The organism is Actinomycetospora chlora, from assembly GCF_039542135.1.
Lineage (GTDB): Bacteria > Actinomycetota > Actinomycetes > Mycobacteriales > Pseudonocardiaceae > Actinomycetospora > Actinomycetospora chlora.
This window is the reverse complement of the sequence record NZ_BAABHO010000002.1, coordinates 135,263-159,543: the sequence shown is the minus strand read 5'-3', so window position 1 is coordinate 159,543 and position 24,281 is coordinate 135,263. Positions and strand designations below refer to the sequence as shown.

The 24,281-nt window shown below is 73.2% G+C and carries 23 protein-coding genes; 9 read left to right on the top strand and 14 right to left on the bottom strand.

From position 1 onward, the window contains the following. The first annotated feature begins 206 nt into the window (after positions 1–206). From ABD994_RS01860 to ABD994_RS01830, 7 genes are all read left to right on the top strand, one after another. Positions 207–1,391, top strand: a complete 1,185-nt coding sequence (locus ABD994_RS01860; protein ID WP_345410637.1) for an inositol-3-phosphate synthase — start codon at positions 207–209, stop codon at positions 1,389–1,391. Next, positions 1,388–2,308, top strand: coding sequence for an HD domain-containing protein (locus ABD994_RS01855; RefSeq protein WP_345410636.1), 921 nt, complete (start codon positions 1,388–1,390; stop codon positions 2,306–2,308). Before ABD994_RS01860 ends, ABD994_RS01855 begins: the two co-directional genes overlap by 4 nt. Beyond that, a complete protein-coding gene (locus tag ABD994_RS01850; RefSeq protein WP_345410635.1) occupies positions 2,305–3,459 on the top strand; it encodes a methyltransferase domain-containing protein in 1,155 nt (384 codons plus the stop codon). Before ABD994_RS01855 ends, ABD994_RS01850 begins: the two co-directional genes overlap by 4 nt. Further along, entirely contained in the window at positions 3,456–4,448 is a 993-nt protein-coding gene (locus ABD994_RS01845) for a Gfo/Idh/MocA family protein (RefSeq protein ID WP_345410634.1), read from the top strand. Before ABD994_RS01850 ends, ABD994_RS01845 begins: the two co-directional genes overlap by 4 nt. Then, entirely contained in the window at positions 4,439–5,269 is an 831-nt protein-coding gene (locus tag ABD994_RS01840) for an MBL fold metallo-hydrolase (protein ID WP_345410633.1), read from the top strand. The genes ABD994_RS01845 and ABD994_RS01840 overlap by 10 nt, the downstream gene beginning before the upstream one ends. Continuing rightward, entirely contained in the window at positions 5,266–6,747 is a 1,482-nt protein-coding gene (locus ABD994_RS01835) for a YcaO-like family protein (RefSeq protein ID WP_345410632.1), read from the top strand. The genes ABD994_RS01840 and ABD994_RS01835 overlap by 4 nt, the downstream gene beginning before the upstream one ends. A gap of 79 nt (positions 6,748–6,826) precedes the next feature. Continuing rightward, positions 6,827–7,711: an IclR family transcriptional regulator gene (locus tag ABD994_RS01830; RefSeq protein WP_345410631.1), complete on the top strand. Its 885-nt coding sequence runs from the start codon at positions 6,827–6,829 to the stop codon at positions 7,709–7,711. Here ABD994_RS01830 and ABD994_RS01825 read toward each other — a convergent pair. The 14 genes from ABD994_RS01825 to ABD994_RS01760 all read right to left on the bottom strand — a co-directional run bounded on the left by ABD994_RS01825 (position 7,692) and on the right by ABD994_RS01760 (position 21,874). After that, complete coding sequence (locus ABD994_RS01825) at positions 7,692–9,533, bottom strand: sigma-54-dependent Fis family transcriptional regulator (RefSeq protein WP_345410630.1); 1,842 nt, start codon at positions 9,531–9,533, stop codon at positions 7,692–7,694. The genes ABD994_RS01830 and ABD994_RS01825 overlap by 20 nt on opposite strands. A 145-nt stretch (positions 9,534–9,678) precedes the next feature. Next, the gene (locus ABD994_RS01820; protein ID WP_345410739.1) at positions 9,679–10,203 is read right to left on the bottom strand and encodes a bifunctional nuclease family protein; all 525 of its coding nucleotides are present in this window, start codon (positions 10,201–10,203) and stop codon (positions 9,679–9,681) included. 11 nt (positions 10,204–10,214) lie between these two features. Beyond that, positions 10,215–10,457, bottom strand: coding sequence for a hypothetical protein (locus ABD994_RS01815; protein ID WP_345410628.1), 243 nt, complete (start codon positions 10,455–10,457; stop codon positions 10,215–10,217). Next, positions 10,454–11,059: a hypothetical protein gene (locus ABD994_RS01810; protein ID WP_345410627.1), complete on the bottom strand. Its 606-nt coding sequence runs from the start codon at positions 11,057–11,059 to the stop codon at positions 10,454–10,456. Before ABD994_RS01810 ends, ABD994_RS01815 begins: the two co-directional genes overlap by 4 nt. Next, a complete protein-coding gene (locus ABD994_RS01805; protein WP_345410626.1) occupies positions 11,056–11,700 on the bottom strand; it encodes a hypothetical protein in 645 nt (214 codons plus the stop codon). Before ABD994_RS01805 ends, ABD994_RS01810 begins: the two co-directional genes overlap by 4 nt. 35 nt (positions 11,701–11,735) lie before the next feature. Continuing rightward, positions 11,736–12,476, bottom strand: a complete 741-nt coding sequence (locus ABD994_RS01800; RefSeq protein WP_345410625.1) for a metal-sulfur cluster assembly factor — start codon at positions 12,474–12,476, stop codon at positions 11,736–11,738. Between the two features lie 32 nt (positions 12,477–12,508). Beyond that, complete coding sequence (locus ABD994_RS01795; protein WP_345410624.1) at positions 12,509–13,570, bottom strand: amidohydrolase family protein; 1,062 nt, start codon at positions 13,568–13,570, stop codon at positions 12,509–12,511. A 32-nt stretch (positions 13,571–13,602) separates the two neighbouring features. Continuing rightward, the gene (locus tag ABD994_RS01790) at positions 13,603–14,631 is read right to left on the bottom strand and encodes an NAD(P)-dependent alcohol dehydrogenase (RefSeq protein ID WP_345410623.1); all 1,029 of its coding nucleotides are present in this window, start codon (positions 14,629–14,631) and stop codon (positions 13,603–13,605) included. A gap of 36 nt (positions 14,632–14,667) precedes the next feature. After that, entirely contained in the window at positions 14,668–16,356 is a 1,689-nt protein-coding gene (gene groL, locus ABD994_RS01785) for a chaperonin GroEL (protein ID WP_345410622.1), read from the bottom strand. Between the two features lie 120 nt (positions 16,357–16,476). Beyond that, the gene (locus tag ABD994_RS01780) at positions 16,477–16,797 is read right to left on the bottom strand and encodes an MmoB/DmpM family protein (protein WP_345410738.1); all 321 of its coding nucleotides are present in this window, start codon (positions 16,795–16,797) and stop codon (positions 16,477–16,479) included. A gap of 56 nt (positions 16,798–16,853) precedes the next feature. Next, positions 16,854–18,044 (bottom strand): ferritin family protein, encoded by a 1,191-nt coding sequence (locus tag ABD994_RS01775; protein WP_345410621.1) that lies wholly within the window; start codon positions 18,042–18,044, stop codon positions 16,854–16,856. A gap of 2 nt (positions 18,045–18,046) precedes the next feature. Beyond that, positions 18,047–19,099, bottom strand: coding sequence for an NADH:ubiquinone reductase (Na(+)-transporting) subunit F (locus tag ABD994_RS01770; protein WP_345410620.1), 1,053 nt, complete (start codon positions 19,097–19,099; stop codon positions 18,047–18,049). Positions 19,100–19,239: 140 nt separating this feature from the next. Next, positions 19,240–20,892 carry a ferritin family protein gene (locus ABD994_RS01765; protein ID WP_345410618.1) on the bottom strand — a complete coding sequence of 551 codons (1,653 nt, stop codon included), beginning with the start codon at positions 20,890–20,892 and terminating at the stop codon, positions 19,240–19,242. A 103-nt stretch (positions 20,893–20,995) separates the two neighbouring features. Further along, positions 20,996–21,874, bottom strand: coding sequence for an IclR family transcriptional regulator (locus tag ABD994_RS01760; RefSeq protein ID WP_345410617.1), 879 nt, complete (start codon positions 21,872–21,874; stop codon positions 20,996–20,998). A 249-nt stretch (positions 21,875–22,123) separates the two neighbouring features. Here ABD994_RS01760 and ABD994_RS01755 point away from each other — a divergent pair, with 249 nt between their 5' ends. Both ABD994_RS01755 and ABD994_RS01750 read left to right on the top strand, forming a co-directional pair. Further along, positions 22,124–22,978, top strand: a complete 855-nt coding sequence (locus ABD994_RS01755) for a sugar phosphate isomerase/epimerase family protein (protein WP_345410616.1) — start codon at positions 22,124–22,126, stop codon at positions 22,976–22,978. Further along, positions 22,975–24,219, top strand: a complete 1,245-nt coding sequence (locus ABD994_RS01750) for a glycosyltransferase family 4 protein (RefSeq protein ID WP_345410615.1) — start codon at positions 22,975–22,977, stop codon at positions 24,217–24,219. The genes ABD994_RS01755 and ABD994_RS01750 overlap by 4 nt, the downstream gene beginning before the upstream one ends. Positions 24,220–24,281 lie beyond the last annotated feature (62 nt).

Here is a 24,281-nt window from a genome sequence, read left to right as displayed (position 1 = left end):
GGACAACTGCCACCGACACTCCCCCAACGTGCGGCGCCCCTCCTCGGTGCCCGACCCCGGGGTTTCCGGGGGAGGCCCTGGTGACGCCGCTCACCGTGCCGGACGTGCCGCTCGTCGTGCGATCGCGGTTTCACCTCCCCGGCCGTGTTGGTACGTCGGCCGGGGTCCACACCGGGCCGGGAGTTCCAGGGTCGAGGAGGATCCACGTGGACGGGACCGCACGCACGGGAGTGGCCATCGTCGGGCTCGGTGGGGCCGTGGCCACCACCGCCGTCGCCGGCGTCGAGATGATGAAGCTGGGGGGCGTCGGCACCGAGGGCCTGCCCCTGGCCGACGTCGGGGGCCTGGTGCCCTACACGTCGCTGGTGTTCGCCGGCTGGGACGTCAACGGCGACGACCTCGCCAAGGCCGCCGAGGGCCACGGGGTGCTCGACCACCGCCAGATCGAGGCCGCCGGGCAGGCGCTGGCCGGGATCGAGCCCTGGCCCGCGGTCGCCGACCCGGAGTACTGCCGCAACGCCCGCGGCACGAACCTCGTCGCGGTCCCGGCGCTGCGTGACCGGGTCGCGCACATCGTCTCCGACCTGCGCCGCTTCCGCCGCGACCACGACCTCGAGACGCTGACGGTGGTCAACCTGGCCTCGACCGAGCGGTGGCCCGACCTCACGCTGCCGGCGCTCGCGTCCGCCGAGGGGTTCGAGTCCGCGCTCGACGCCGACGACGCCGCGATCACGCCCGGCATGCTCTACGCCTACGCCGCGATCACCGAGGGCGCCCCGTACGTCAACTTCACACCCAGCGCGTCGGCCGACGTGCCGGCCCTGCTGGAGCTCGCCGAGCAGCGCGGGGTGCCGGTCGCCGGCAAGGACGGCAAGACCGGCCAGACGATGATGAAGACGGTGCTCGCGCCGGCCTTCCGCTCGCGCGCCCTGACCGTCGACGGCTGGTACTCGACGAACATCCTCGGCAACCGCGACGGCGAGGTCCTCGACGACCCCGCGTCGCTGTCGAGCAAGATCGCGACCAAGGGCTCGGTGCTCGACGACATCCTCGGCTACGAGGTGCCCGACCACGTCGTGCGCATCGACTACTACCGGCCGCGCGGGGACGAGAAGGAGGCCTGGGACAACATCGACCTGGTCGGCTTCCTGGGCCAGCGGATGCAGATCAAGGTCGACTTCATGGCCCGCGACTCGGTGCTCGCCGCGCCGCTGGTGCTCGAGCTCGTGCGGCTCGTCGTCGAGGCCCAGCGCCGCGGCGAGGGCGGCGCCCAGGAACAGCTCGGCTACTTCTTCAAGGCGCCGACCACCCGCGACGGCTCGCGTCCCGAGCACGCGCTGTACCGCCAGGAGCAGGTGCTGCGCGACTGGATCGCCGCGGGCGCGGCGTGACAGCCGCCCTGGCCAGCCCCACCGCCCGTTACGCCGCGGTCCCCGGGCTGTTCCGGGAGGTCGGCGACCTCAAGCGGGTGCGAACCGCCGACGCCGACGGGTCGATGGCCGCGCGGGCTTTCGTCCGCGCGTGGTCGGCGCTGGTCTCCGGTGCCGACCCCACGGCCGTCGCCGACGCCGAGACCGCCGCCGCGGTCGCCGGGGCGCGGCTGGCCGGGATCGACGCGGGCGTGCTCGCCGACGCGGGTCTGGACGTGGCGGCGGTGCGGGACGTGCTGCGGCGGGCGATCGACGAGGTCGCCGAGGGCGTCGTGCACCCGGAGACGCTCGCGCGGCTGCGCGCAGCCCCGCCGACGGAGGCCGGGTCGGTGGCCCCGCCCGCGTTCGTGGGGGCGCTGTGCCGCCAGCCGCGGGCCGGCGCGACGGCCCCGGGCCGGCCCCGGCTCGTCGTCGAGCCGCCCGAGGACCACGGCGAGCACTGCTGGGCGGTCGCCGTCTACGCGGCGCTGCTCGCCGAGGACCACGGCGCCGACCGGGGCGAGGCGTTCCTGCTCGGGCTGGCGCACCACCTGCACAACGCGGTGCTGCCCGACGCCGGGTTCGCCGGCGAGACCCTGCTCGGCGAGCACCTCGACGGCGTCGTCGACCGGCTCACCGAGCGGGCCCTCGCGAGCCTGCCCGGGGACCTCGCCGCGCGGGTGCGGCCGGTGCTCGCCGCCCGCGCCGACGCGGACACCCCGCTCGGGGCGACGTTCCACGCCGCCGACGTCCTCGACCGCGTCCTGCAGACCCACCACCACGCCCGAGCCGCGGCGTTCACGGTGCGCGAGGCGCTCGTCGACCTGGAGCTGGTGCACGACTCGCCGGTGCAGGCGCACCAGAACGCCGTCCTCGACGCCGCGGGGCTGCTGCCGTGATCGCGAAGGCGGAGTTCGGGCGCGTAGAAGCAGCGAACCGCCCCTTCGCTGCGTCGGTGGTGGGCCTGGTCAGCCCCGAGAGCGGGACGGCGCTGCGGGCCGACACCGACCACAGCCTCACCGACGGCACGACGCGGTGGCCCGTACTCGAGGGCATCCCGTACCTGCGGGCCGGCCGCGACGACGTGCGCGACGGCGCGCTCGCCGCCCTCGACGACGGGCGCGTCGCCGACGCCGCGGCGGTGCTGCTCGCCGACAACGACGACTGGTGGGACCAGCCCCCGCCGCCCGCGGAGCAGCTGCGCGCGGTGCTGGACGCGTCGACACTGCGCGAGGCCGTCGCGGGGCTCGGGCTGGGCCGGGTCGGCGACTACTTCCTGCACCGCGACCACGACCCGTCGGGGCTCGCGGTGCTCGCGCTGACCGCCGCCCACCCGCCCGCCGGGCGGCCGGTGCTCGACCTCGCGTGCGGCGCCGGGCACCTGCTGCGCCGGCTCGCCCGGCACGGCGCGCGCGACCTCACCGGCGTCGACGTCGTGTTCGCCAAGCTCTGGCTGGCCCGGCGGTTCGTCGTGCCAGGGCACGTGTCGCTCGTCTGCGCCGACCTCGCCCACCCGTGGCCGGTGCCGCGCGCGGCCGGCACCTACGTCGCCGCGCACGACGTCCTGTACTTCCTCGACGACCCCGCGGCCCTGCTGGCGGCGGCCGCGGAGCACGCCGGGGACTGCGGTGCCGTCGTGGCCGCGCACTGCCACAACCTCGGCCAGCCGGGGCACCCCCGCCCGCCGGAGGCCTGGGCGGCCCTGCTGCCCGGCGCGCTGGCCTACGCCGAGGAGGAGCTGACGTCGGCCGCCCTCGAACGCCGGCTGCCGCGCCCGGCCGACGCGCAGGACCTCGGCGACACCGAGGCCGTCGCGCTGGCCCGGGGCGTGGGGAGCGCGCCGGAACCGTCGCTGCTCGACCCCGACCCGGCCGCGGCGCTCGTCCCCAACCCGCTCTACGTCGACGGGGTGCGGCACTGGCCCAACGAGGTCTGGGGCGCCGAGTACGGCCCGCGGGCCGCGACCTACCTGCCCGAGCGCTGGCCCGATCCCCTGCCCACCGACGCGTCGGCCCGCCGGTTGCTCGTCGACCTGCCGGAGCGCTGGTGAGCACGAGCCAGAGGAGATGTGGCTGGGGCGTCGTCGGCGCCGGGTGGGTGGCGCGCGACTTCGTCCTGCCCGCCATCGCCGCCGACCCCGCCGCGCACCTCGTCGGCGTGCACGACCGCGACGCCGGGGCGCTGGACGGGCTGGCGCCGGCGTTCGCCGACCTCGACGCCCTGCTCGCCGCCCCGGGCCTCGACGCCGTCTACGTCGCGACGCCCAACCACGCGCACGCGCCGGTGGTGCGCGCCGTGGCCGCGGCCGGCGTCCCGGTGCTGTGCGAGAAGCCGATCGCCCACGACGTGCCGGCGGCGAAGGAGATCGTCGCCGCCACCGACGGCGTGCTCGCCGGCACCGCCTTCGACCAGCGCTTCCACCCGGCGCACGAGACGATGGCCGCGATGATCGCCGCGGGGGACCTCGGCGTCGTGACCACCGTCCGGATCGTCTACGGCTGCTGGCTCCCGGGCGACTGGACCACCCCCACCGGCGGCACGGACAACTGGCGCGTGGACCCGGCCCGCGCCGGCGGCGGCGCCATGATCGACCTCGCCCCCCACGGCATCGACCTCACCGGGCGCCTGCTCGGCGAGGACCTCGTCGACCTGCTGGCGCTCACCGCGACGACCGTCCACGACTACAGCACCGACGACACGGCCGTCCTCGCCGGCCGCACCGCGAGCGGGACGTTGCTGACACACCACGTCAGCTTCTCCACCGCGGACCCGCTGCCGCGGCGGCGGCTCGAGATCGTCGGCACCCGCGCCCAGCTCGTCGCCACCGACACCCTCGGGCAGGACCCGGGCGGCACGCTGGCCCGGATCGACGCGGTCACCGGGACCGCGGAGCCGGTCCCGTTCGACACCACGGCCGGGCCCTTCGCCCGCCAGCTCGCCGCGTTCGGCGCGGCGGTCCGCGGCGAGGCCGCGTGGCCCTGGCCGCTCGAGCGCGACCTCGCCCTGCACACCCTGCTGTTGGAGGCCGCATGCCCCTGAGCCCCTGGACCTGCACGAACTGCGGGCACTGGCAGCGGTGGTTCGCCGTGCCGCCGCAGTGCCCGGTGTGCGTCGACGTCCGCAACGCCCTGCCCGAGGACGGCTGGGAGTTCCGGTCGTTCGACGACCTCGCCGCGGGCCGCGAGGCCCGGTGGACCGAGGTGACCCCGGGCGTCACGAGCTACTGGTGCGAGCCGCAGGTCGGCCTCGGCACGTGCGGCTGGGTGATCGAGACCGACGCCGGGCTCGTCGGCTGGGAGGCGGCCGGCTTCTACCCGGACGCGGCGATCGCCGAGATGCGCCGTCGCGGCGGGCTGGCCGCGCTCGGGGCGAGCCACGTCCACGGGTACGGGGCGCTGTTCCAGCTGCAGGACGCGCTGGCCCCGCCGGTGCTGGGCATCGGCGTGCGCGATCTCGAGTGGACCAAGGCGTTCCGCGTGACGTGGCCGCTCGACGACCGCCACGCGTTCGCGCCCGGCCTCGTCGCCCACCGCACGGGCGGGCACTTCGACGGCCACAACGTCCTGCACGACGAGCGCCGCGGCATCCTGTTCTGCGGCGACATGCTCAAGCCGAGCTTCGACGCCGACGGCCGCACGGTCGGGCTCAGCGCGCACAAGGCCTACCACGCGCAGATCCCGCTCTCCCACCAGGAGATCCGCGACGCCTACGCGGTGATCGAGCGCCTGGACTTCGAGGCCGTCGCGACGCCGTTCGAGTACGCACCGCACATCACCACGAAGACCGTGCTGGCCCTCTACGACCGGCTGCTCTCCGCCCAGCCCGTCGCCGGGCCGGTCCCGCTGGACGAGCTGTCGTGACCACGCTCGACGAGGTCACCGCGGGCCTCGACGCGGCCCTGCCGCCCGGCGACGTCGGCGACGCGGTGCTCACCGGGGCCGACCGCACCGGCGTGGCCGTCGTCGCCGCCGACCACGCCGACCCGGCCGGCGAGTGGCCGCGCAGCGGGGCGTTCGGCTACGGCCTGTCCGTCGAGCGGGCCCGGGTCGCCGCGCACGCCGAGCTGGCCGAGGAGATGCTGCTCTCGCGGCACCTGCGCACGCTGGAGCCGGTGCGCGCGTCCTACACCGAGCTGCGGGGCTCGCGCGGCGCCGACCGCGTCGCCGACCCCGTGTCGCTCGTGCTGCCCGCCGGCACCGCGTACGACCCGGACCGTCCCCGCTGGTGGCTCCCGACGACGCGCTGGCGCACGGGCGAGGAGGTGCTCGTCCCCGCCGAGTTCGCGGCGGCCTACCCCGTCGACCTCGACTGGCAGCCCGCCGGCGAGCGCCTCGCCACCGTCATCACCAACGGCTGCGGCGCCGGTGACACCGTCGAGCGCGCGGTCGCCCACGCGCTCGGGGAGCTGCTCCAGCGCGACGGCAACGCCACGGCCTTCCGGGCCCTTGACCGGGGCGTCGTCATCGACACCGACGGCGTCACCGACCCCGACACCCGCCGGCTGCTCGACCACCTCGCCGACGTCGGCATCACGGTGATCCCGAAGCTCGCCTCGACGGCGTTCGGCGTCACCGACCTGCACGTCGTCGGCTACGACACCGACGTCGCCGACGCGCCGCACCCCGTCACCGTGACGGCCGCCGGGGAGGCCGCGGACCCGGACCGCGAGGTCGCGCTGCAGAAGGCGCTGCTGGAGTTCTGCTCGGCGCGGGTGCGCAAGATCGTGGCGCACGCGGACCTCGACACGGTGCGGCCGCTGTTCGACGCCCGGTACTGGGAGCGCGAGCTGGCGCACCCCGTGCCGCCGCAGGAGCGCCGGGCGTTCGAGGCCATGACCGACTGGACCTCGCGCGGCGCGGGCGAGCTGCGCGACCTGCTCGCGCCGACCGTCCTGTCGCGACGGGAGACGGTGGCGTTCACCGACCTCCCGCACACGCCCGGGCTCGACACCCCGGCCGCGCAGCTGGACGACCTGCTCGCCCGCCTCGACGGGTTCGACGTGCTCGCGCTCGTGGCCGACGCGGGCTCGGCCGTGACGACCAAGGTCATCGTGCCCGGCCTCGAGGTCGAGACGATGTCGTACGGACGGATCGGCGCACGCGGCGTCGAGCGCCTCCTCGAGCGCGGCAGCGACCTCGTCGGCCTCGGCGCGCCGCCGCACCCCGGCGCGGCGCCGGTCCTGCTCACCGCCGAGGGGCGCGAGCGTCTCGGCGGTGACGCCTGGCTGGACCGGGCCGCGGTCGACCGGACGGTCGGCGAGCTCTACCCCCTCTACCGCGAGCCCACCCGTCACGCGGTCGCCCGCGCCGCCGCCGGGGAGGCCGTCGACCTGCGCTGAGGTCGCTCACACGGGTGGTGCGCCCCGGCGTCTCACACTGAGACAGGCGTCACGCGGCGTGGGCTCTACCTTGAGACCCGTGGACGACGACGGGGTGCCCGCGGGAGGCGGTGCGCGGTCACTCAAGACCGCGGCCACGGTCCTGCGCGCCCTGCGCCTGCTCGGCGACCACCCGGCCGGCCTGTTCGCCGCCGAGCTCGCCGACCACCTGGGCAAGAGTGCCGCCACCGCCCGGTACATGATCAACACCCTGTGCGAGGCCGGCTACGCCGAGCGCGACGGCGCGGGCCGCTGCCGCCTCACCGAGGCGCCGCCCTGGGGCCCGTGGGGCGCCCACCCGGCGACCTCGAGCCCCGTGCCCGGCGACCCCGACCCGGGCGCGATCCTCGCCGAGGCCACCACCGAGCTGTACCGGCGCACGCGCCAGCGCTCCTATCTCGTCCGCCGCACAGGGACCCTGGTGGCCGCGGTGACCGACTCCCGCGGCCATCAGGGTCTCGCCAAGCTGCCGGGCCTGGGCACCCACGTGGCGCCCGACCAGGCCCACGCGCTGGCCATGACCAAGGTGCTGCTCGCGGCGTCGCCGGCCTACCGCGAGGCGGTGGAGGCCGAGCCGCTCCGGGCCCTCACCTCGTCGACCACCACCGAGCTCGCGACGCTGTCCGCCGAGCTCGACGAGGTCGCGCGCACCGGGCTCGCGCTCGACCGCGAGGAGTACGCCGAGGGCTTCGCCACCGTGGCCGCGCCCGTCGTCTCGCCCTCCGGCGCCTCGACGGTCGCCGTCGGCCTGTCCTGCTCGGCGCGCCGGCTCGCCCTCGACGAGGACGAGCTGGTCGCGGCCGTGCGCGACGTGGCCGCGCGCGCGAGCGAGCAGTGGGCGAACGAGGGGTGGGCCCGCCCGGTGCCGGCGGTCCCGGTGGCCGACGCCGAGCGCGACGAGCTGCTCAGCGGCCCACGTCGGTGATGCCGAAGGCGCGCAGCCGCCGGTAGAGCGTCGCGCGCCCGATCCCGAGCGCGCTGGCGGCCTGCGAGCGGTTGCCGTTCGCCTCGACGAGCGCGGACACGATGAGGTCGCGCTCCGCGGTCTCCAGCGGCGTCAGCCGCCGGCGCGTGCCGCTCACCGCGAACTCGGCGGGCAGGTCGGCGGGCTCGACGTCGCCGGCGGGGCGGGCCGTGAGCGCCCGGCGCAGCACGTCCGCGAGCTGGGTGACGTTGCCGGGCCACCGCGCGCCGACGAGCAGGCCGGCCGTCTCGGCCGTCAACGACGCCCGGCGGGCCGGGGCGAGGCGGGCGAGCAGGGCGGCGGCGATCAGCGGGACGTCGTCGGGACGCCGGCGCAGGGGCTCGACCAGCACCGACGTCGCGAAGCCGGCCAGGACCCCGCCGACCGGCCCGTGCTCGGGGGCCCGCTCGGCCGTGACCAGCCCGACGACCCACCACGTCGGCGGGACCTCCTCGAGCAGCGAGGTCAGCGCGCCCGCGCCGGCCGCGTCGAGGGCCTCGGTGTGCCGCACGACGAGCGTCACCGGGCCGGCGCCGGCGGCGGCCTCCGCCGCGTAGCCCCCGAGCGTCACCGCGGCCTCCGGATCGGTGCCGTCGACGACCACCCAGCGGGCGTGCGACCGCAGCTCGCCGTGCACGGCCCGCACCGCCGCGGCCTTGCCGACGCCCGGCTCGCCCAGCACGACGGTGCTGCGCCCGGAGCCCGCGGCGCAGCGCAGCGACGAGGCGGCGGAGCGCCAGGGCCGGGAGTCGCCCGCGAGACCGGGCAGCGCCCGGTCGGCCGCCGGGGGCGGCGAGGGCAGCTCGACCGTGCGGGGCCCGGAGCCGCGACCGGGCGGCGGCACGAGGCCCGGCGGGTCGTCGCCGTGGGCCAGGCGCAGGTTGCTGCGGCTCGCCACGACCTCGACGACCACGCCGGCCGGGCGCTCGGGGGGCACCGGGGTGATGTGCAGCCGGGCCGGGCCGTCGGCGAGCAGGACGCGGTCCTGGTGCGGGCGGGCGCCGTAGCCCAGCTCGAGCGCCCGCAACGTGATGCGGTCCTGGTCGGCGGCCGGGAGGGCACGGGCCGCGCGGTTGGCCATGACGAGGTCGTCGGTCAGCGCGAGCACCGGGCCGCGGGCCCGGGCGCACGTCGCCCGGAAGGCGGCCATCACCCGCCGGATGCCGACGCCGCCGCGCTCGCGCAGCACGTCCTCGATGTCGGTGGCCGCCTGCTGGGCCAGGAACCGCATGAGGTCGTTGGCCTCGGAGCGCAGGCAGGTGACGTCGAGGATGCCGGCGAGGCCGCCGTCGGGGCCGCGGACGGGCGCGCCCGCGCAGGCGAAGGCCTGGAGGCGCTCGCTGAAGTGCTCGGCGCCGACCACCAGCGCGGGCATCGCGCCCTCGAGGGCCGTCCCGACGCCGTTGGTGCCCGCGAACTCCTCGGCGTAGCTGAAGCCCGGCGCCAGCGAGATCGCGTCGAGGCGGCGCTGCAGCTCGCCCTCGCCGACCCGGCGCTCGAGCACGCGGCCGTCCGCGTCGGTGAGCACGACGGCCACCGACATGCCCGAGAGCCGCTCGGCGAGGTCGTCGAGGACCGGGCGCGCGCAGTTGGCGAGGCTGCCGTCGAAGTCGAGGTCCGGCTCGTAGGGCAGGGCGAGGTGCGTCGCGTCGACACCGGCGCGCCGGGAGCGCTCCCACGAGTCGACGATCTCGGGCCGGACGACGCCGCGGGAGCTCACCGCGCCCTCGTCGACGAAGTGCTCGCGCGCGCGGCCGAGGGCGCCTTGGGCGCGTCGGTCCATGGGCCACCTCGCCATCCGCCATCACCTCGAAGTGATGGACAACACGGCATCGTACGGCCAGAACGGCGTCCGCAGGGGCCTCCCGGTGTCTCGGATCGAGACGACTCCGGCGTGACACCGCAGGTCAGGCCGGGTACGTCCGACCTCACCCCGGTTCGCGACCCTCGCCGGGCTCCGGCGGGCGGCCGAAGTCCTGGGCCGTGGCCTGCTCGAGGAACGCCCGCAGCTCCTCCACCTGCTCGGCGGCCTCCCGCGCCGGCTCGGGCCGGTCGCCCCCGAGCTCGCTGAACGACTGCCCGACGGCGTCGAGCACCGCGTCCGCGACCTCGATCCGCAGGCCCTCCCGCACGGCCACGGCGAGGACGTCGCTGGGCCGCCCCGGCAGCCGGGTCCCGTCGTCGAGCACGAGCTCGGCGCGGAAGCGGTCGTCGACGAGGTCGACGATCTCGCCGCGGTCCAGCCGGCGGCCGAGCAGGCCGGCGAGGTCGGGCAGCAGGTCCTGGGTCAGGCGGTCGTCGTCGGTGGTCTCGGGCGCGCGCGGACCGCGGTCGATGACCTCGGCCTGCGGACCCCGCACGGAGACGACCAGGCACCGGTCGGCACCTTCCTCGACGAGCAGCGCGAGCGGCTCGCGGGTCATCCGGTGCACCGCGAGCCGCGCGAAGCGCATGGCGACCACGGTCAGCTCCGCGACTCGTCGGACTCGAACGCGGCCCGGAGCCGGGCGAGGTCGTCCTTCACGCGCAGCGCGTCCTGCCCCTCGCCCCACGACGGGTCGCCGGGCTCGATGCCGAGGCAGCGCAGGAGCTCGGCGGCCGCCGCCGACGGGTCCCCCGACTCGCCGAGGATGGGGTGCAGCCCCTTCTCCGCGAGGTGGGAGAAGACCAGGTTGACCACGGTCCAGGGGTTGTACTTCTCGGTCACGCGTCACCCCCGGGTACGTCGGTGAGCTGCACCTCGTCCAGGGTCTCCAGCTCCGCCGGGCTCAGCGCCTTCACGCCCTCGAGCACCGTGGCCTGGTGCTCGGCGATCCGCCGGTCGACGAGCTGGCTGAGCTGGTAGGCGATCGCCCCGGTCTGGTGCACCGAGAGCGTGTCCGGCAGGTCCTGGCGGGTCGACGTGATCGCGACGCCCTGCGGGACGCCGTCGCTGACCGCGACGCCGACCTCGAAGGTCTCGCGCGGGTTGGTGGCCGGGTCCGCGTAGTGCTTCTTGATCTGGCGGACCATCCGGTGCCACGCGAGCACCTCGCCCTCGAGCTCCAGGCCCTCGACGTCGGCCTCCGTCAGGCCCATGCCCCGTCCGCCCGGCGCGAACGCGCGGGTGTACGACAGCAGCGCCGTCGTCCACAGCGACTCGACGAGCACCGGGTCCGGCTCCGGCACGCTGAGCTGCGTCACCAGCCGCTCGCAGCACAGCAGCACGGTCTGCAGGTCGTCGAAGATGGCGGCGAGGTCGGCCAGGGCGGTGGCGGCCGGGGATCCGACCCGCCGCACGGTGCGGGGGGTCTCGCTGGGCGCGGTCATGCGCACAGCTCCTCTCTGGGGGCGGCACGCAGCGCGGCGGAGCTGCCGCGACGGCTGGTGCTCTGGGCAGGGGAGGCAGCAGGGGACACAGGGTCGAGAACGGCGTCGAGGACGCTGTCGAGCAGGGCGACGAGCACGACGTCGCGCTCGTCGGAGGACGGCGGGCCCGCGACGGCCAGCAGGGCGTGCAGGGCCGCGACGAGCTCGTCGAGCGCGGCGAGGCCGCACGCGACGACCGCCCAGCGCGGCAGGCGCCGCGCCAGCGGGGCCGGGAGCACCGTGCCCCAGACCCGGCGGGCCCGGCGCGCGCGGGCGAGCCGGCGACGGGCGCCGGGGTCGTCCGGGCGCAGCGCCAGGACGGCCTCGGCGCCGAGCGCGACGAGCCGCCAGGTCAGGGCCGGGTCGTCGCCGTCGGCGCGGGTGAGCGCCTCGGCCCGGCCGAGGAGCGCCGACCGCCCGCGCGGCGAGCACCGGTCGTTGATCTGGGCGGCCAGCGCCGCGACGGCCGGGTGGGTGCACCGCGGCCACGCCCGGAACGGCTCCCCCGCGAGCACCGAGACGTGCTCCATGAGGCACCGCCCGGCCTCCGGGCCGTCGTGGTTGCCGGGGTCGAGACGGATCGCGTCGCGGTGGGGCGGCACGGCGGGCCCTCCTCTCGCGGGTCGGCGGTGTCCGGTCAGCCCTCGGCGGCCGCCGGGCCGGTGAGCCCGTAGCGCGCCGCGAGCTGCCCGCGGCAGATGCTGGTGTTGGCGTCGACGCCGACCTGGTAGCTGCGCGCCTTGCGCAGGTGCAGGGGCATCGCGTCGATCCCGACGGTGCGCCCCACCGGGTCGACCACCAGCGGGGCGTCGTCGTCGGCGGGGATCCCGAGCTCGCGGCGACGGGCCCGCAGCCGGCGCAGGTCGTCGGTGTCGGCGATCCCGGCGGCGTCGCCGAGGGTCATCCCGGCGACCTCCTCGGGCGTCGTGCCCGCCCGCACCAGCGGGCGCACGACGAGGTCGGTGCCGGCCATCATCGCGCGCTCGGTGAACGTGCGCCGCAGCTCGTGGAGCTCCTCGACGGCCTCGCCGACCTCGGATCCGGCCATCGAGTGGACGAAGCCGGCCCGTGCCGCGACGCCCTGGTTGATGGCGTCCGAGGCGAAGTGGTCGATGAGCACGACGTCGACGTCGGTGAGCCCCTCGACCTGCGAGACCGCGTCCCACGCGTCCGCGACCATGAGGAACGCGAAGTTCGGTGCGCAGAAGTAGGTGGGCAGGCGCAGACGCACGTGCGCGATCCCGTCGGGCGTGACCGAGCACTCGGCCACGAAGTCGAGCGAGACGACGTCGGCGTCGAGCTCGGGGTCGCGCACCGTGCGCAGCGCCTCCCACACCCCCGCCACGAGCGTGGCGGGGGTGTCGGAGGTGCGGGACACGGAGCGCAGCGGAGCTGGACCCGTGTCCGTGGTCATGCCTGGGCCACCGACCGGTCCTCGACGAGCTGGGCGTCGTCCTGCGCCGCCGGCTCACCCTCACGGATCTGGCACTCGGCCGGCACGTCGATGCCGTAGAGCTTGGCCGCGTTCAGACCGAGGATCTTCTTCTTGCCGTTGGTGTCCAGGCGCGGGTAGTCCGCGAACTGGTCGTCATCGGGCATCGTCCAGTCGACGAGGCCCTCGACCTGCCACTTCGGCTCCCAGATGTTGTAGTCCGAGCCGAAGGTCATCTTGTCCTCGCCGACCCAGAACAGCAGCTCGCCCATCACCTTGGCGAAGAACTTGGGACGGGCGTGCATGAGGCCGCCGATGACCACGGACAGGCCCGCGTACACGTTGGGCTCCTGCGTCGCCATGAAGCAGAAGTCCTCGATGCGCGGCAGACCCACGTGCTCGACGATGAAGTTCAGGTTCTGGAAGTCGGTCGCCGCGTGGTCGACGTCGGAGACGTCGAAGGCGTCCTTGTCCAGCGGCCAGATCGTCGGGCCCTTGTGGACGTGGATGTTCTTGACCCCGAGCTCCTCGGCCCGCTGCAGGAAGCGGTACGCCTCCGGGTCGGTGAGCTTGAACCCGCGCGAGTCGCCGTTCCACTCGGCGGTGTAGATCTTCGCGCCGATCGCGCCGTACTTGTTGACGTTCTCCTCGAACTCGCGCATGCCGGCGTCGCCGTCGCGCGGGTCGAAGCGGGTGTTCAGGATGAACTTGCCCGGGTACTTCTCGGCGAGGTAGCCGTTGCGCTCGGTGGTGTTGAAGCCGTTCTTGTACCACTCGCGCAGGTAGGTCGACTGGAAGATGGCCACGTCGACGTGGCCCTCCTCGAACTCCTGACGCATCAGCTGCTCTTCGGAGACCTTCTGGAACTCCTCGAGCGGCTGGTGGGTCTCGGCCGGGCCGAGGCCCTGGTAGGCGTGGAAGCACTCGATCCAGCCCTTGGCGTACTGCTCGGCGCCCTGCACCCAGTTCTCGGGCGAGGCGTCCCAGTAGTGCATGTGGGAATCGACGATGAAGTACTTCTCGCCGTCCTTCTCGTACATGTGGTGGTCCTTTCCTGCGAAGACGCCTCGGCCTACGGGACGAGGATCGCCCGGCCGCGGACCTGCCCCGCGTCCAGGTCGTGCAATGCGTCCAGTGCCCCCGACAGCGGGTACTGCTTGGTGTGCAGCGTGACCTTCCCGGCCTGCGCGAGGACCATGAGCTCGGCGAGGTCGTTGTACGTCCCGACGATGTTCCCGATGACGTTCTTCTCCCCGGCGACGAAGTCGAGCGTCGGCGCCGTGAACTGTCCGCCGTAGCCCAGCACGAACTGGTAGCCGGCCGGCCCGGTCATCTGCCAGGCCTCGTTCTCGACGCCCTGCTCGGCGACGAAGTCGAAGACGACGGTGGCGCCGCCGCCGGTCAGTTCCTGGACCTCGCCGACCTGGTTGCCGTCGGCCACGACGGTCTCGTCCGCGCCGATCTCCTTGGCCAGCTTCAGCGCGTCCGGGTTCTTGTCCACCACGATGATCTTGGTGGCGGTCAGCGCGCTGAGCGCCTGGATGCCGATGTGCCCGAGACCGCCGGCACCGACGACGACCGCGGTGCTCCCGGGCCACAGCAGCGGCACGGCCTTGCGCACGGCGTGGTAGGCGGTGATGCCCGCGTCGGCCAGGGCGGCGACGTCCGCCGGGTTGGTGTCCGGGTTGAGCTTCACGCAGGCCCGGGCGGTGGTCCGCAGGTACTCGGCCATCCCGCCGTCGTTGTTCGACAGGCCCGGGAAGAAGGCGTCCCCGGTGCACTGCATGTCGCGGCCGGCGCGGCAGGAGAGGCAGAGCCCGCAGGACGGCTGCGGGTGCAGGATCACCGTGTCGCCGACCTTGACGTTGGTGACGGCGTCACCGACCTCCTGGACCCAGCCGGCGTTCTCGTGGCCGATCACGTAGGGCAGCTCCGGGTTCTGGATGTCCTTCCAGTCCCCGTTGACGATGTGCAGGTCGGTGCGGCACACGCCGGCCCCACCGATCTTGACGATCACGTCCAGCGGCCCCTGGAGCTTGGGCTCCGGGATGTCGTCGATCGACGGGTCCTTCTGGTACTCGTGGACGCGGACGGCCTTCACGACGTGCTCCTCCCAATCGGCACAGTGGTCACGTGATCACCCCATCGACGGGCCGAGGCCCATCGACTGCGGCGTGCTCGAATCGGGCGCCGGCTGCGGCAGGCCTTCGTCGAGCTGGCCGAACTCTGTCATGAGGGACTTGTTCCAGGGGGTCTGTTCCTCGGCGACCAGCGAGTTCGTCGTGAGGATCAGCCCCGCCACCGAGGCACCGTTCTGCAGGGCGGAGCGCACGACCCGCAGCGGGTCGATGATGCCCATCTCGACCATGTTCCCGAAGCGGCCCTCGAGGGCGTCGAAGCCCTCGTCGACGCCGAGGTCGCGGGCCTGCTTGACGACGTCGGCGCCCTCGTAGCCGGCGTTCGTGGCGATGAGGTTGGCCGGCTCGGACAGCGCCGCGCGCACGATCTCCGCCCCCAGGCGGGCGTCGCCGGTCAGCGCGTCGAGGTCGCCCAGGGCCGCCTCGGCGTGCAGCAGCGCCGCACCGCCGCCGGCGACGATGCCCTCGGCCATGGCCGCGCGGGTCGCCTGCAGGGAGTCGTCGACGCGGTGGCGGACCTCCTTGAGCTCCGCGTTCGTCGGGGCGCCGACCTGCAGGATTGCGGCCTTGCCCGACAGCCGCGCGATGCGCTCGGAGAACCAGTCCTCGTCGGTGCCGATCGTGGCGCGGTCGAGCTCGGCGCGCAGCTGCTGGACGCGGGTCTCGCGGGCCGTGGGGTCGCCGAGGCCGCCGATGATCGCGGTCTGCTCGCTGGTGGCGCGGACCTGCGTCGCCCGTCCGAGGTGCTCGGCGCCCATCTGCTCGAGCGAGAACGCCGACGCCTTCGAGTAGACCTTGCCGCCGCAGAGCGCGGCCATGTCCTCGAGGAGGTGGACGCGCTTCTCGCCGAAGCCGGGGGCCTGGATCGCGGTGACCTTGAGGTGCCCGTTGACGTGGTTGTGCACGAGCATCTGGAGGGCGGAGCCCTCCACCTTCTCGGCGACGATCACGAGCGGGCGCGGGTCGCGCATGATCCGCTCGAGCACCGGCATGAGGGACCGGACGTCGGTGATCTTCTCGGCCGAGAACAGGATGTAGGGGTCGTCGAGGACGGCCAGCATGGAGCCGGGGTCGGTGACGAGGTACGGCGAGACGTAGCCGTTGTCGAACTCGAAGTCCTCGACGAAGTTGACGTGCAGGCCGAGCATCGGGCCGTCGTCGACGGTGATGACGCCGTCGTCGCCCACGGTGTGAAGGGTCTCGGCGACCACGCGGCCGATCGCGTCGTCGTCGTTGGCCGAGATCGCGGCGACCCGGGAGAGCGCCTCGACGTCGTCCACGGGGTGGGCCACCTGCGCGAGGTGGGCGACGATGCGCGCCACCGCGGCGTCGATGCCGCGCTTGACGAGCACGGGGTTGCCGCCCTGACTGATGGCCTTGAGCCCCTCGCGGACGATCGCCTGGGCGAGCACCGTCGACGTGGTGGTGCCGTCACCGACCACGTCGTTGGTCTTGACCGCGGCCTCCTTGAGGACCTGCGCGCCCATGTTCTCGAACTGGTCGCGCAGGTAGATCTCCCGCGCGATCGTCACACCGTCGTTCGTGACCTCCGGCGTACCGGTGATCTTCTCGAGGATGACGTTGCGCCCCTTGGGCCCGAGCGTGGATTTGACCGCTTCGGCGAGCTGGTCGACTCCAGCCTGGAGAGCCCTGCGCGCGTCGGCGCCGAATCGCAGTTCCTTGGCCATGTCCTCACTTCTCCGGTGCTCTGGGGCGCGAACGGGGAGTCAACGGGTCGTGCCGGTGAACGGCACCGGGCCGCCGCACGTCCGCCCCGTGCGGGCGTGCGGCGACCCGGGAGCCGCGTGCTACTTGTTCACCACGGGGGGCAGCATGTCGCCGATGAACTCGGCGGCCTCCTCCAGGTTCCCGAACATGATCGTCCGGTCATCCATGTGGATCATCTTCCCGTAGTGGGTCGACATGTTCTCCTCGAACTCGGCGGCGTTGTAGAAGTCGGGCTCCTCGCCGAGCGCCTCGGAGATCTCCGAGTACACGAAGTCCATGCGGCCCACGCAGTCCACGCGGATCATCGAGGGCAGGTGCTTGACCGTCACGTTCTCCTGACGGTCCATCACCTCGGCCACCACGACGCCGATCTGGTTGTTCATCAGCGTCACGCCGGCCATGCCGGACTCGGTGTTGTCCTGCTTGAAGGGGCTCTCGGCCGTCTTGAAGGACTTGGTCACTTGTTGAGCTCCTTCGGTGCCTCGAGACCGAGATCGGAGAGGATCCCGGCGAAACGGTTCTTGGCGCGGTCGAGGCTGTCCTCGAACCTCGGGGGCTTGGCGTCGGGCTGCGACCACAGCGGCTGCATGGTGCGGGCGGCCTCGAGGGCCTTGGGCACCCACTTCTCCAGCCAGCTCTGGAACAGCTGCTTGTTGTGGTCCGCGAACTCGCGGTCCTGGGTCAGCGGCGCGAAGGCCGCGACCGTCCAGCGCAGGTCGCGCTGGGCGTAGTCGTGCTCGCCGGCGCCCATGACGGTCGGGGTGACGTAGTCGCCGTTGCCGGCGGCCGACTGCATGACGAGGTTCGACCGGAAGAGCTCACCGAGCAGCGGCTCGAACACGACGTTGGTGGCGAAGATCATCTCGCCCCAGTCGTCCTCGATGGCGGTGATCTCCTCGACGAGCTTGCGGACGCCCTGCCACTCGGCGTCGTTGTTCCACGCGTCGACGTGCGCAGAGCCGTCGAAGCCCTCGATCTCCTCGGTGAGGGTGAGGTTGTAGAGCGCCAGGTCCTGCGCGAAGCGGATCTTGTGCTCGCTGTTCACGACCATCGCCGTGTTGTGCATGTTCGTCGGGCCCGACCGGTTGCAGGCCGCGAACACGTACAGGCCGAGGATGTGCTCGATGTGCATCCAGGCGCCGACGTTGCGCTCGACGAAACGCACCCAGTTCGACGTCCACTGGTCGAAGGCCTTGGCCTGGCGGGCGTTCTCGACGTTCTGGGTGACCTGCCGGACAACGTTGGCGTTGTTCCGGTACATCGTGAGTTCCCACTCCTCGTTGGGATCACGGAACTCGTGCCAGCCGTGCGCCGGCCAATCCTGGATCGGCTTGCCGCCGGAGCCGGGGCCGCGCTCGGGCTCGGGGTTGTCGACGCCCCACGCCTTGAGCTTCGTCCAGTTCAGCGGGTAGCCGCGGGACCCGTCGGCGAAGCCGTAGATCCAGCCCTGCGACAGGTAGTGGCGGGGGTCCGGCTGGACCTCGACCGTCACGTCCTCGTAGTGGGTCTGCTTGCGCTTCGCGGGCTTGAAGTAGTTGTACCGCCGGGCCGAGGGCCCGGAGTCGGGGAACTCCTTGGCGCCCGCTTCCGCGTCGGTGAAGACGGGCTTCGGAACGCTCCGCTCGGGACGCTCTTCGGTGCTTGTCATGGTCAGCCCTCGTCCTCCGGCTCTCCGGTGGTGGTGAACTTGTCGTAGTAGATGTGCTGCTCGTCCATTCCGCGCTGGGTCAGCAGGGCGATTGCCGCATCCACCATCGGCGGCGGCCCGCACACATACGCATCCATCCCTTCCAGGGCCGGCTCGTTCGCCCTGACCACCTCGGTGATCAGGCCGGTCTCGCCGTCCCAGTCGTCGCCGCCCGCCTCGGAGAGCGCCGGGACGTACTTGAATCCCGGGATCTTCTCCTCGAGCGCGCGCAGCTCGTCCTCGAAGCACAGGTCGGCCTTGGTGCGGGCGCCGTAGTAGAGGCGCGCCTTGCGCTCGCCGTCCTTCTCGGCGAGGGCGCGCAGCAGGCCCAGCATCGGGGCCATCCCCGCACCGCCGCCGATGAAGACGATGTCGGAGGTGCGGTTCTCGCGGAGGGTGCAGGTGCCGAACGGCGCCTCGACCTCGATGCGGTCACCGACGGCGACCTTGTGCTCCAGGAACTGCGAGAACACCCCGTCGGGGTAGATCTTGATGACGAACTCGAACACGCCTTCGCGGTTCGGCAGGTTCGCCATCGAGAACGACCGGACCTCGCCCGTGTCGGGGACCGTGAGGTCCATGTACTGACCGGGGAAGAACTTGATGTCCTCGCCGGCCACCTGCTTGACCACCAGGTGGCGCATGTCGTGGGTGACGGGCTCGTTGGCGAGCACCTCGACGGTGCCCTTCCGCAGCGGGAGCCCCGACCGGATGATCTCCTCGTCGTAGTTGAGGAGCTCGATCACGAGATCGTCGTAGGCGTGGGCGCGGCAGAGGAGCGTCTGCCCCTCCTCGCGCTCCATGTCCGGGAGAGCGAAGGTCGAGTACTTGTCGAGGTCGATGTCGTCGACGTCGCCCTCGAGGACGAACGACTTGCAGGCGGCGCACTGGCCTTCCTTGCACCCGTGCATGAGCTGGAGCCCCTGCTCGGAGGCGGCCCGCAGGATCGTCTGGTCCTCGTCGACCTCGATCTCGATGCCCACCGGTTCGAATCGGACCCGGTGCTTGTCACCCATCGATGGCTTCTCCGTTCGGGAGGAATGGTGCCGAAATCCGGACGAAACGGTCAGCCTCGGCCGGACGAGGGCGTGAGGGATCGAGGGGGGCCGGGTCACCCCGGCCCCCCTCTCACCTCACCGTGCTGCTACGACCGCACTCAGCTGGTCGCGTCGGCCGGCCGGCCGGCCGGACCCTGGCGGTTGTAGTCCGCCACGAACGCCTCGCGCTCCGAGTCGCTCATCTCGTTGAGGATGACGTTCGGGCTGGCCACGTGCGGCATGCGCCGCAGGTGGTCGAGGGTCCACATCTTCTTCGGGTCCAGGTCGAGGTGCGGCTGCGCCGTCATGGTCTTGCCGTCGTCGCGGACGAAGCCCATGTCGGACACCACGTCGGCCCAGTTCCAGCCGTGGTACAGCGTCTCCCACTCGCGGTGCCCGACGAGCTTGCCCATGTTCGGGGTCTCGCGGCCCTGGTAGGTCGGGCGGAACGCCTCGGCGTCCGTCCAGCGGCAGGCCTCGTGGCAGTACGTGCGCCACTGGCCGTCCACCTTGTCGACGACCATGTCCTCACGCACCAGGCAGGGGACCATGCAGGTCCAGCAGCGGTGCGGGTACACGTAGTCGACGTCCTCGGCGACGATCGGGTGGTGGCCGTTCGGCTTCGCCAGACGGTTGTAGTTCTCCCACCACTTGCCGTACTTGTCGTACCAGCCCGGGTACTTGTACTCGAACCACTCGAAGTCCTCGTCGGTCATGCCGTCGATGCGCCAGTAGTTCGCGAGCCACCCGGTGGCGAAGAACTGCGCGACCTCGTGGACGTAGCCCTTGTTCCAGATCTGGTTCCAGGACTCCTCGACCAGGTCGTGCGGGATCACGAGGCCGTACTTCTCGAGCGGCAGCAGGTACGCCCGGTAGTAGTCGTCGTAGATCCAGCGGCGCCACATCTCCGCGTAGGACTCGCGGTCCTTGCGGCGGTCCTTCGTGCCGTACTCGATGAAGGTACCGATGGCGGCGTCCACCACGCGGTGGTTGTTCCACCACGCGTAGCGCAGGTCGCGCTCGAGGAGCTGGCGGTTGTCCTCGTCCGACAGCGCCATCAGCAGGGTGGCGTAGCCGTTCGAGATGTGGCGCGACTCGTCCGACTGGACCGAGTGGAACACCGTCGGCAGCAGGTAGTCACCGTTGGCCGCGGCCTCGGCCGGCATGGCCACGAACAGGGTGTTCGTGAACGCCGTCTCGGCGACGATCGTCAGGTAGATGCTGGCCGCGGTGATCGCGTCACCGGTGATGAAGCCCTCGGCGAACTGACGGCCGATGGTGCCGCAGTAGTCCGAGTGGAAGTTCCGGAGGGTGTTGTTGAAGCCCGCCGGGTCGATGTAGTTGTTCATGTACAGCCGCTTGAGGTTCTGCTGGATCGTGCTGTGCCGAACCTCGTCGATCATCTGGATCGCCTGGCCGTTGTGCAGCTCCGGGTTCGGAACCGCCTGGAACAGCATCGGCATCGACCGTGCGGCCGAGATCTCCGGCAGCGGGATGATCGAGAGGAACAGCTTCTGCCACTCCAGCCAACGCTCCTGGACCTGGCGGAACATGTTCCCGCGGATCGCCCCGTCGGAGGCGCCGTACACGCGGTTGTCCTTCTCCTCCTGCATGGGGAAGTAGGACCGGAGGACCTGCTTGAGCGGGTCCTTCTTGGCCGCCTTACGGAACGTGTAGTCCGTCCCGTACTTCATGTACGGCTCGTGGTACTGCGGCTCCCAGGAAAGTTCCTGGATCTTCTGGTGAGCCTTCGCCAAACTCTGACGGCTCATCTTCTTCTCCTTGTGGAGTTCCAGCTCGGCGTACGGGGTTCCGCAGCCGTGGTTCGTGGTGGTCGCCGCCGCGGGGGGTGGTGCGGCGGCACGGCTCGCGGGGTCAGCGACCCCGCGGGACTGGATCGGCCCCTCGTGACGGTGGGCCCGGGTCGGACTCCAGCCAGCCGCGTGTCGCGGCCGTGGCGACGTCGCGGACGGCGTCGGTGAGCTCGTCGGCGTCGACCGCGAACTTCCGGCTCGGTGTGGAGATCGCGATGCTGGCCGCGACCTGACCGTCCGGGGCGAAGATCGGGGCGCCGATGCAGCAGAAGCCCTCGGCGTACTCCTCGCGGTCGACCGCGTAGCCGCGCTTGCGGACCCGGGCGAGCTCCAGCTCGATGGCCGGCGTGCTCGTGATCGTGGTGCCCGTGAAGGCCTCGAGGTCGTCCTGCGTGGTCATCAGCGCCGTGCGCGTGCCCGACGACGCGATGAGCGCCTTGGTCACGGCCAGCGCGTGCGCGGAGGCGAGCGGGATGCGCTCGGCGAGGTCCGGGATGCGCGCCAGGCCCTGGTGGCCGCGCGCGTCCACGATCACCGTCGCGTCGTCGCCCTCCCAGCGCGCGAGGTACGTGCGCTGCCGGGTGCGCCAGTACAGCTCGGTCACCGCGTCGGAGAGCCGCTCGGGCAGCTCGTAGCGCGAGTAGTCGTCGGTCGGGACGTCCGCGGCACCCCACGCGTCGCCCCACGGCGGGGTCTCCTGCAGCCGGAACGTGCCGACCTGCCGGTCGCGGGCGGCGAACCCCTCCTGGCAGAGGGTGTTGAGCAGGTAGCGGGCCGTGGCCGTGCTCTTGCCGAGCTCGGCCGCGAGCGCCTCGGCGGTGACGCCGTCCTCGGCGGCACCGAGGAACCGCAGGGCCGCGAGGGCCTCGGCGGCGGTCTTGAGGGAGCGACCCCCGCCGACACCGCGCCCGGGCACATCGGGCCGGCGCGGTTCCGTCATGGGTCCTCCTCCCCGTCGTCGGTCCCCGTCTGCGCTGTGTCTGCGCTGCTCCGACCGGCCGTATCGCTCACCGTCGTGCGGGGGCCACTGAACGCGTCCGGGACCCTTGTGGTCAACATCACGGTTTTCGCGTGCAGATACTGCACCCGCCGCTGGCCGCAGCGTTGCGACCGCTGCTCGCGCGACGGGCCCCGCAGACGACGCCGGACGGTGGGTTCCGCGGCCGAGCGGGGTGGTACCTCGGCCGGGATGTCCGCCTCCGAGCTGCACCGTCTGCGCTACGCGTACAACACCAACGGGCTCACGTCGCACCGTCTCGACGACGCGCTCGCCCTGCTGGCCGACTGCGGCTACGACGGCGTCGCCCTCACGCTCGACGTCGCCCACCACGACCCGTTCGCCCCGGAGCTGGGCCGGCGCACCACGGCTCTCGCGGACCGGCTGCGCGGCCTCGGGCTGGACAGCGTCGTCGAGACGGGGGCCCGGTTCCTGCTCGACCCGCGCCGCAAGCACCAGCCGACGCTGGTCACCGGGGACGCGGCGGGCCGCGCGCGGCGCGTCGGCTTCCTGCGCACGTGCGTGGACGTGGCCGCCGACCTGGGCAGCGAGGCCGTCTCCTTCTGGGCCGGCGTGCCGTCTCCGGGCCAGGACCGGGACGAGGCGTGGCGGTGGCTCGCCGACGGCGTGGGCGAGGTCGTCGCGCACGCGCGCGAGCGCGGCGTGGTCTGCGCGGTCGAGCCCGAGCCGGGGATGCTCGTCGAGGACTGCGACGACTGGGTGCGTCTGGCGCTGGACGCCCCGGAGATCACCCTCGCGCTGGACACCGGGCACTGCATCGTCTCCGGCCGCTGGACCCCCGAGGGGGCGGTGCGCGAGTTCGCGCCGCTGCTCGGGGCCGTCGCGGTCGAGGACATGCCGCGCGGTGTCCACGAGCACCGCGCGCCGGGCGAGGGCGACATGGACCTGCCGGCGGTGCTCGCCGCGCTGCGGGAGGTCCGCCACCCCGGCCTCGTGTCGTTCGAGCTCTCCCGGGACTCCCACCGCGCCGACGTGCTCGTGCCGTCGGCCCTCGAGACGATCAAGAAGATGGAGGCCGGCGCGTGAGGATCTGCTTCGTCTCCCGCCGCTACTGGCCGGCCGTGTCCGGCATGAGCGCCTACGCCGAGAACCTCCTGCGCCACCTCGTGCGCGAGGGCCACGACGTCACGCTGATCTCGCAGTACCGCGGCGACCCCGCCGGGCGCGGCGTCTACGGGGGCGGGCCGCCGCCGCCCGAGCGGGTGCCCGACGGCGTGCACGTCGTCGCCCTGGAGGCCCACGGCGAGCAGGAGGTCACCGGGGGGCGCCCGGCCGACTTCGAGGCCGACGTCGCCACGATGGTCGACACGATCGCCGCCGAGCACGCCCGGGCGCCGTTCGACCTGGTCCACGCGCAGTACGCCTACCCCAACGGCCTGGCCGTGCTGCGCGCCGCGCACGACCTAGGCCTGCCCGCGGTGGTCAGCGTGCAGGGCGGCGACGGCCACTGGGTGGGCACCTGCTGCTCGACCCACGAGACGCTGGTGCGGGCCGTGTTCACGCACGCACCGGCGCTGGTGATCGGCTCCTCGTCGTTCGCCGCCGAGGTGTCGCAGCGCCACGGCGTCGACCGCGACCGCTGGACGGTCGTCTCCGGCGCCACCGACACCGAGCGCTTCACCCCCGCCCGCACGCCCGGGAGCCTGTCCGACCCCCCGGTGCTGCTCTACCACGGTCGCGTCGACGCCCGGAAGGGCGTGCTCGACCTGCTCGACGCCGTCGCCGACCTGCTCGACCGCGGCCGGCGGCTGCACCTCGTCGTGTCCGGCATCGGGCCGGACACCAGCACCGTCGCCGACCGGATCACCGAGCTCGGCATCGACGAGCACGTCACGCAGCTGGGCTACACCGCCTACGAGGACGCCCACGAGGTCTACCGGCGCGGCGACGTGTTCGTCAGCCCGACCTACGCCGAGGGCTTCTCCAACACCGTGCTCGAGGCGATGGCGAGCGGCCTGCCGGTGGTGTCCACCGACGTCGTCGGCGTGCGCGACTGCGTCCGCGACGGCGAGAACGGCCTGCTCGTGCCGCCGAAGGACCCGGCGGCCCTCGCCGCCGGCATCGCCCGCGTCCTCGACGACACCGCGCTGCGCACCGACCTCGCCGCCTGGGCCCTCGACGAGGTCCGCGAGCGCTGGTCCTGGCCGGTGATCGCCCACCGCCTCACCGACGTCTACGCGACCGTGCGCGACGTGCCCGTGCCGGCGATCGACGACCCGCCCGTGGACCCCGACTGCCGCTTCCGCGCGGCGCCCCACCTGCTGTGAGGGATGTCAGCGGTGGGCCACCGCAGACGCCCGGTGTCCGTGACGCCACACGGACCATGGAC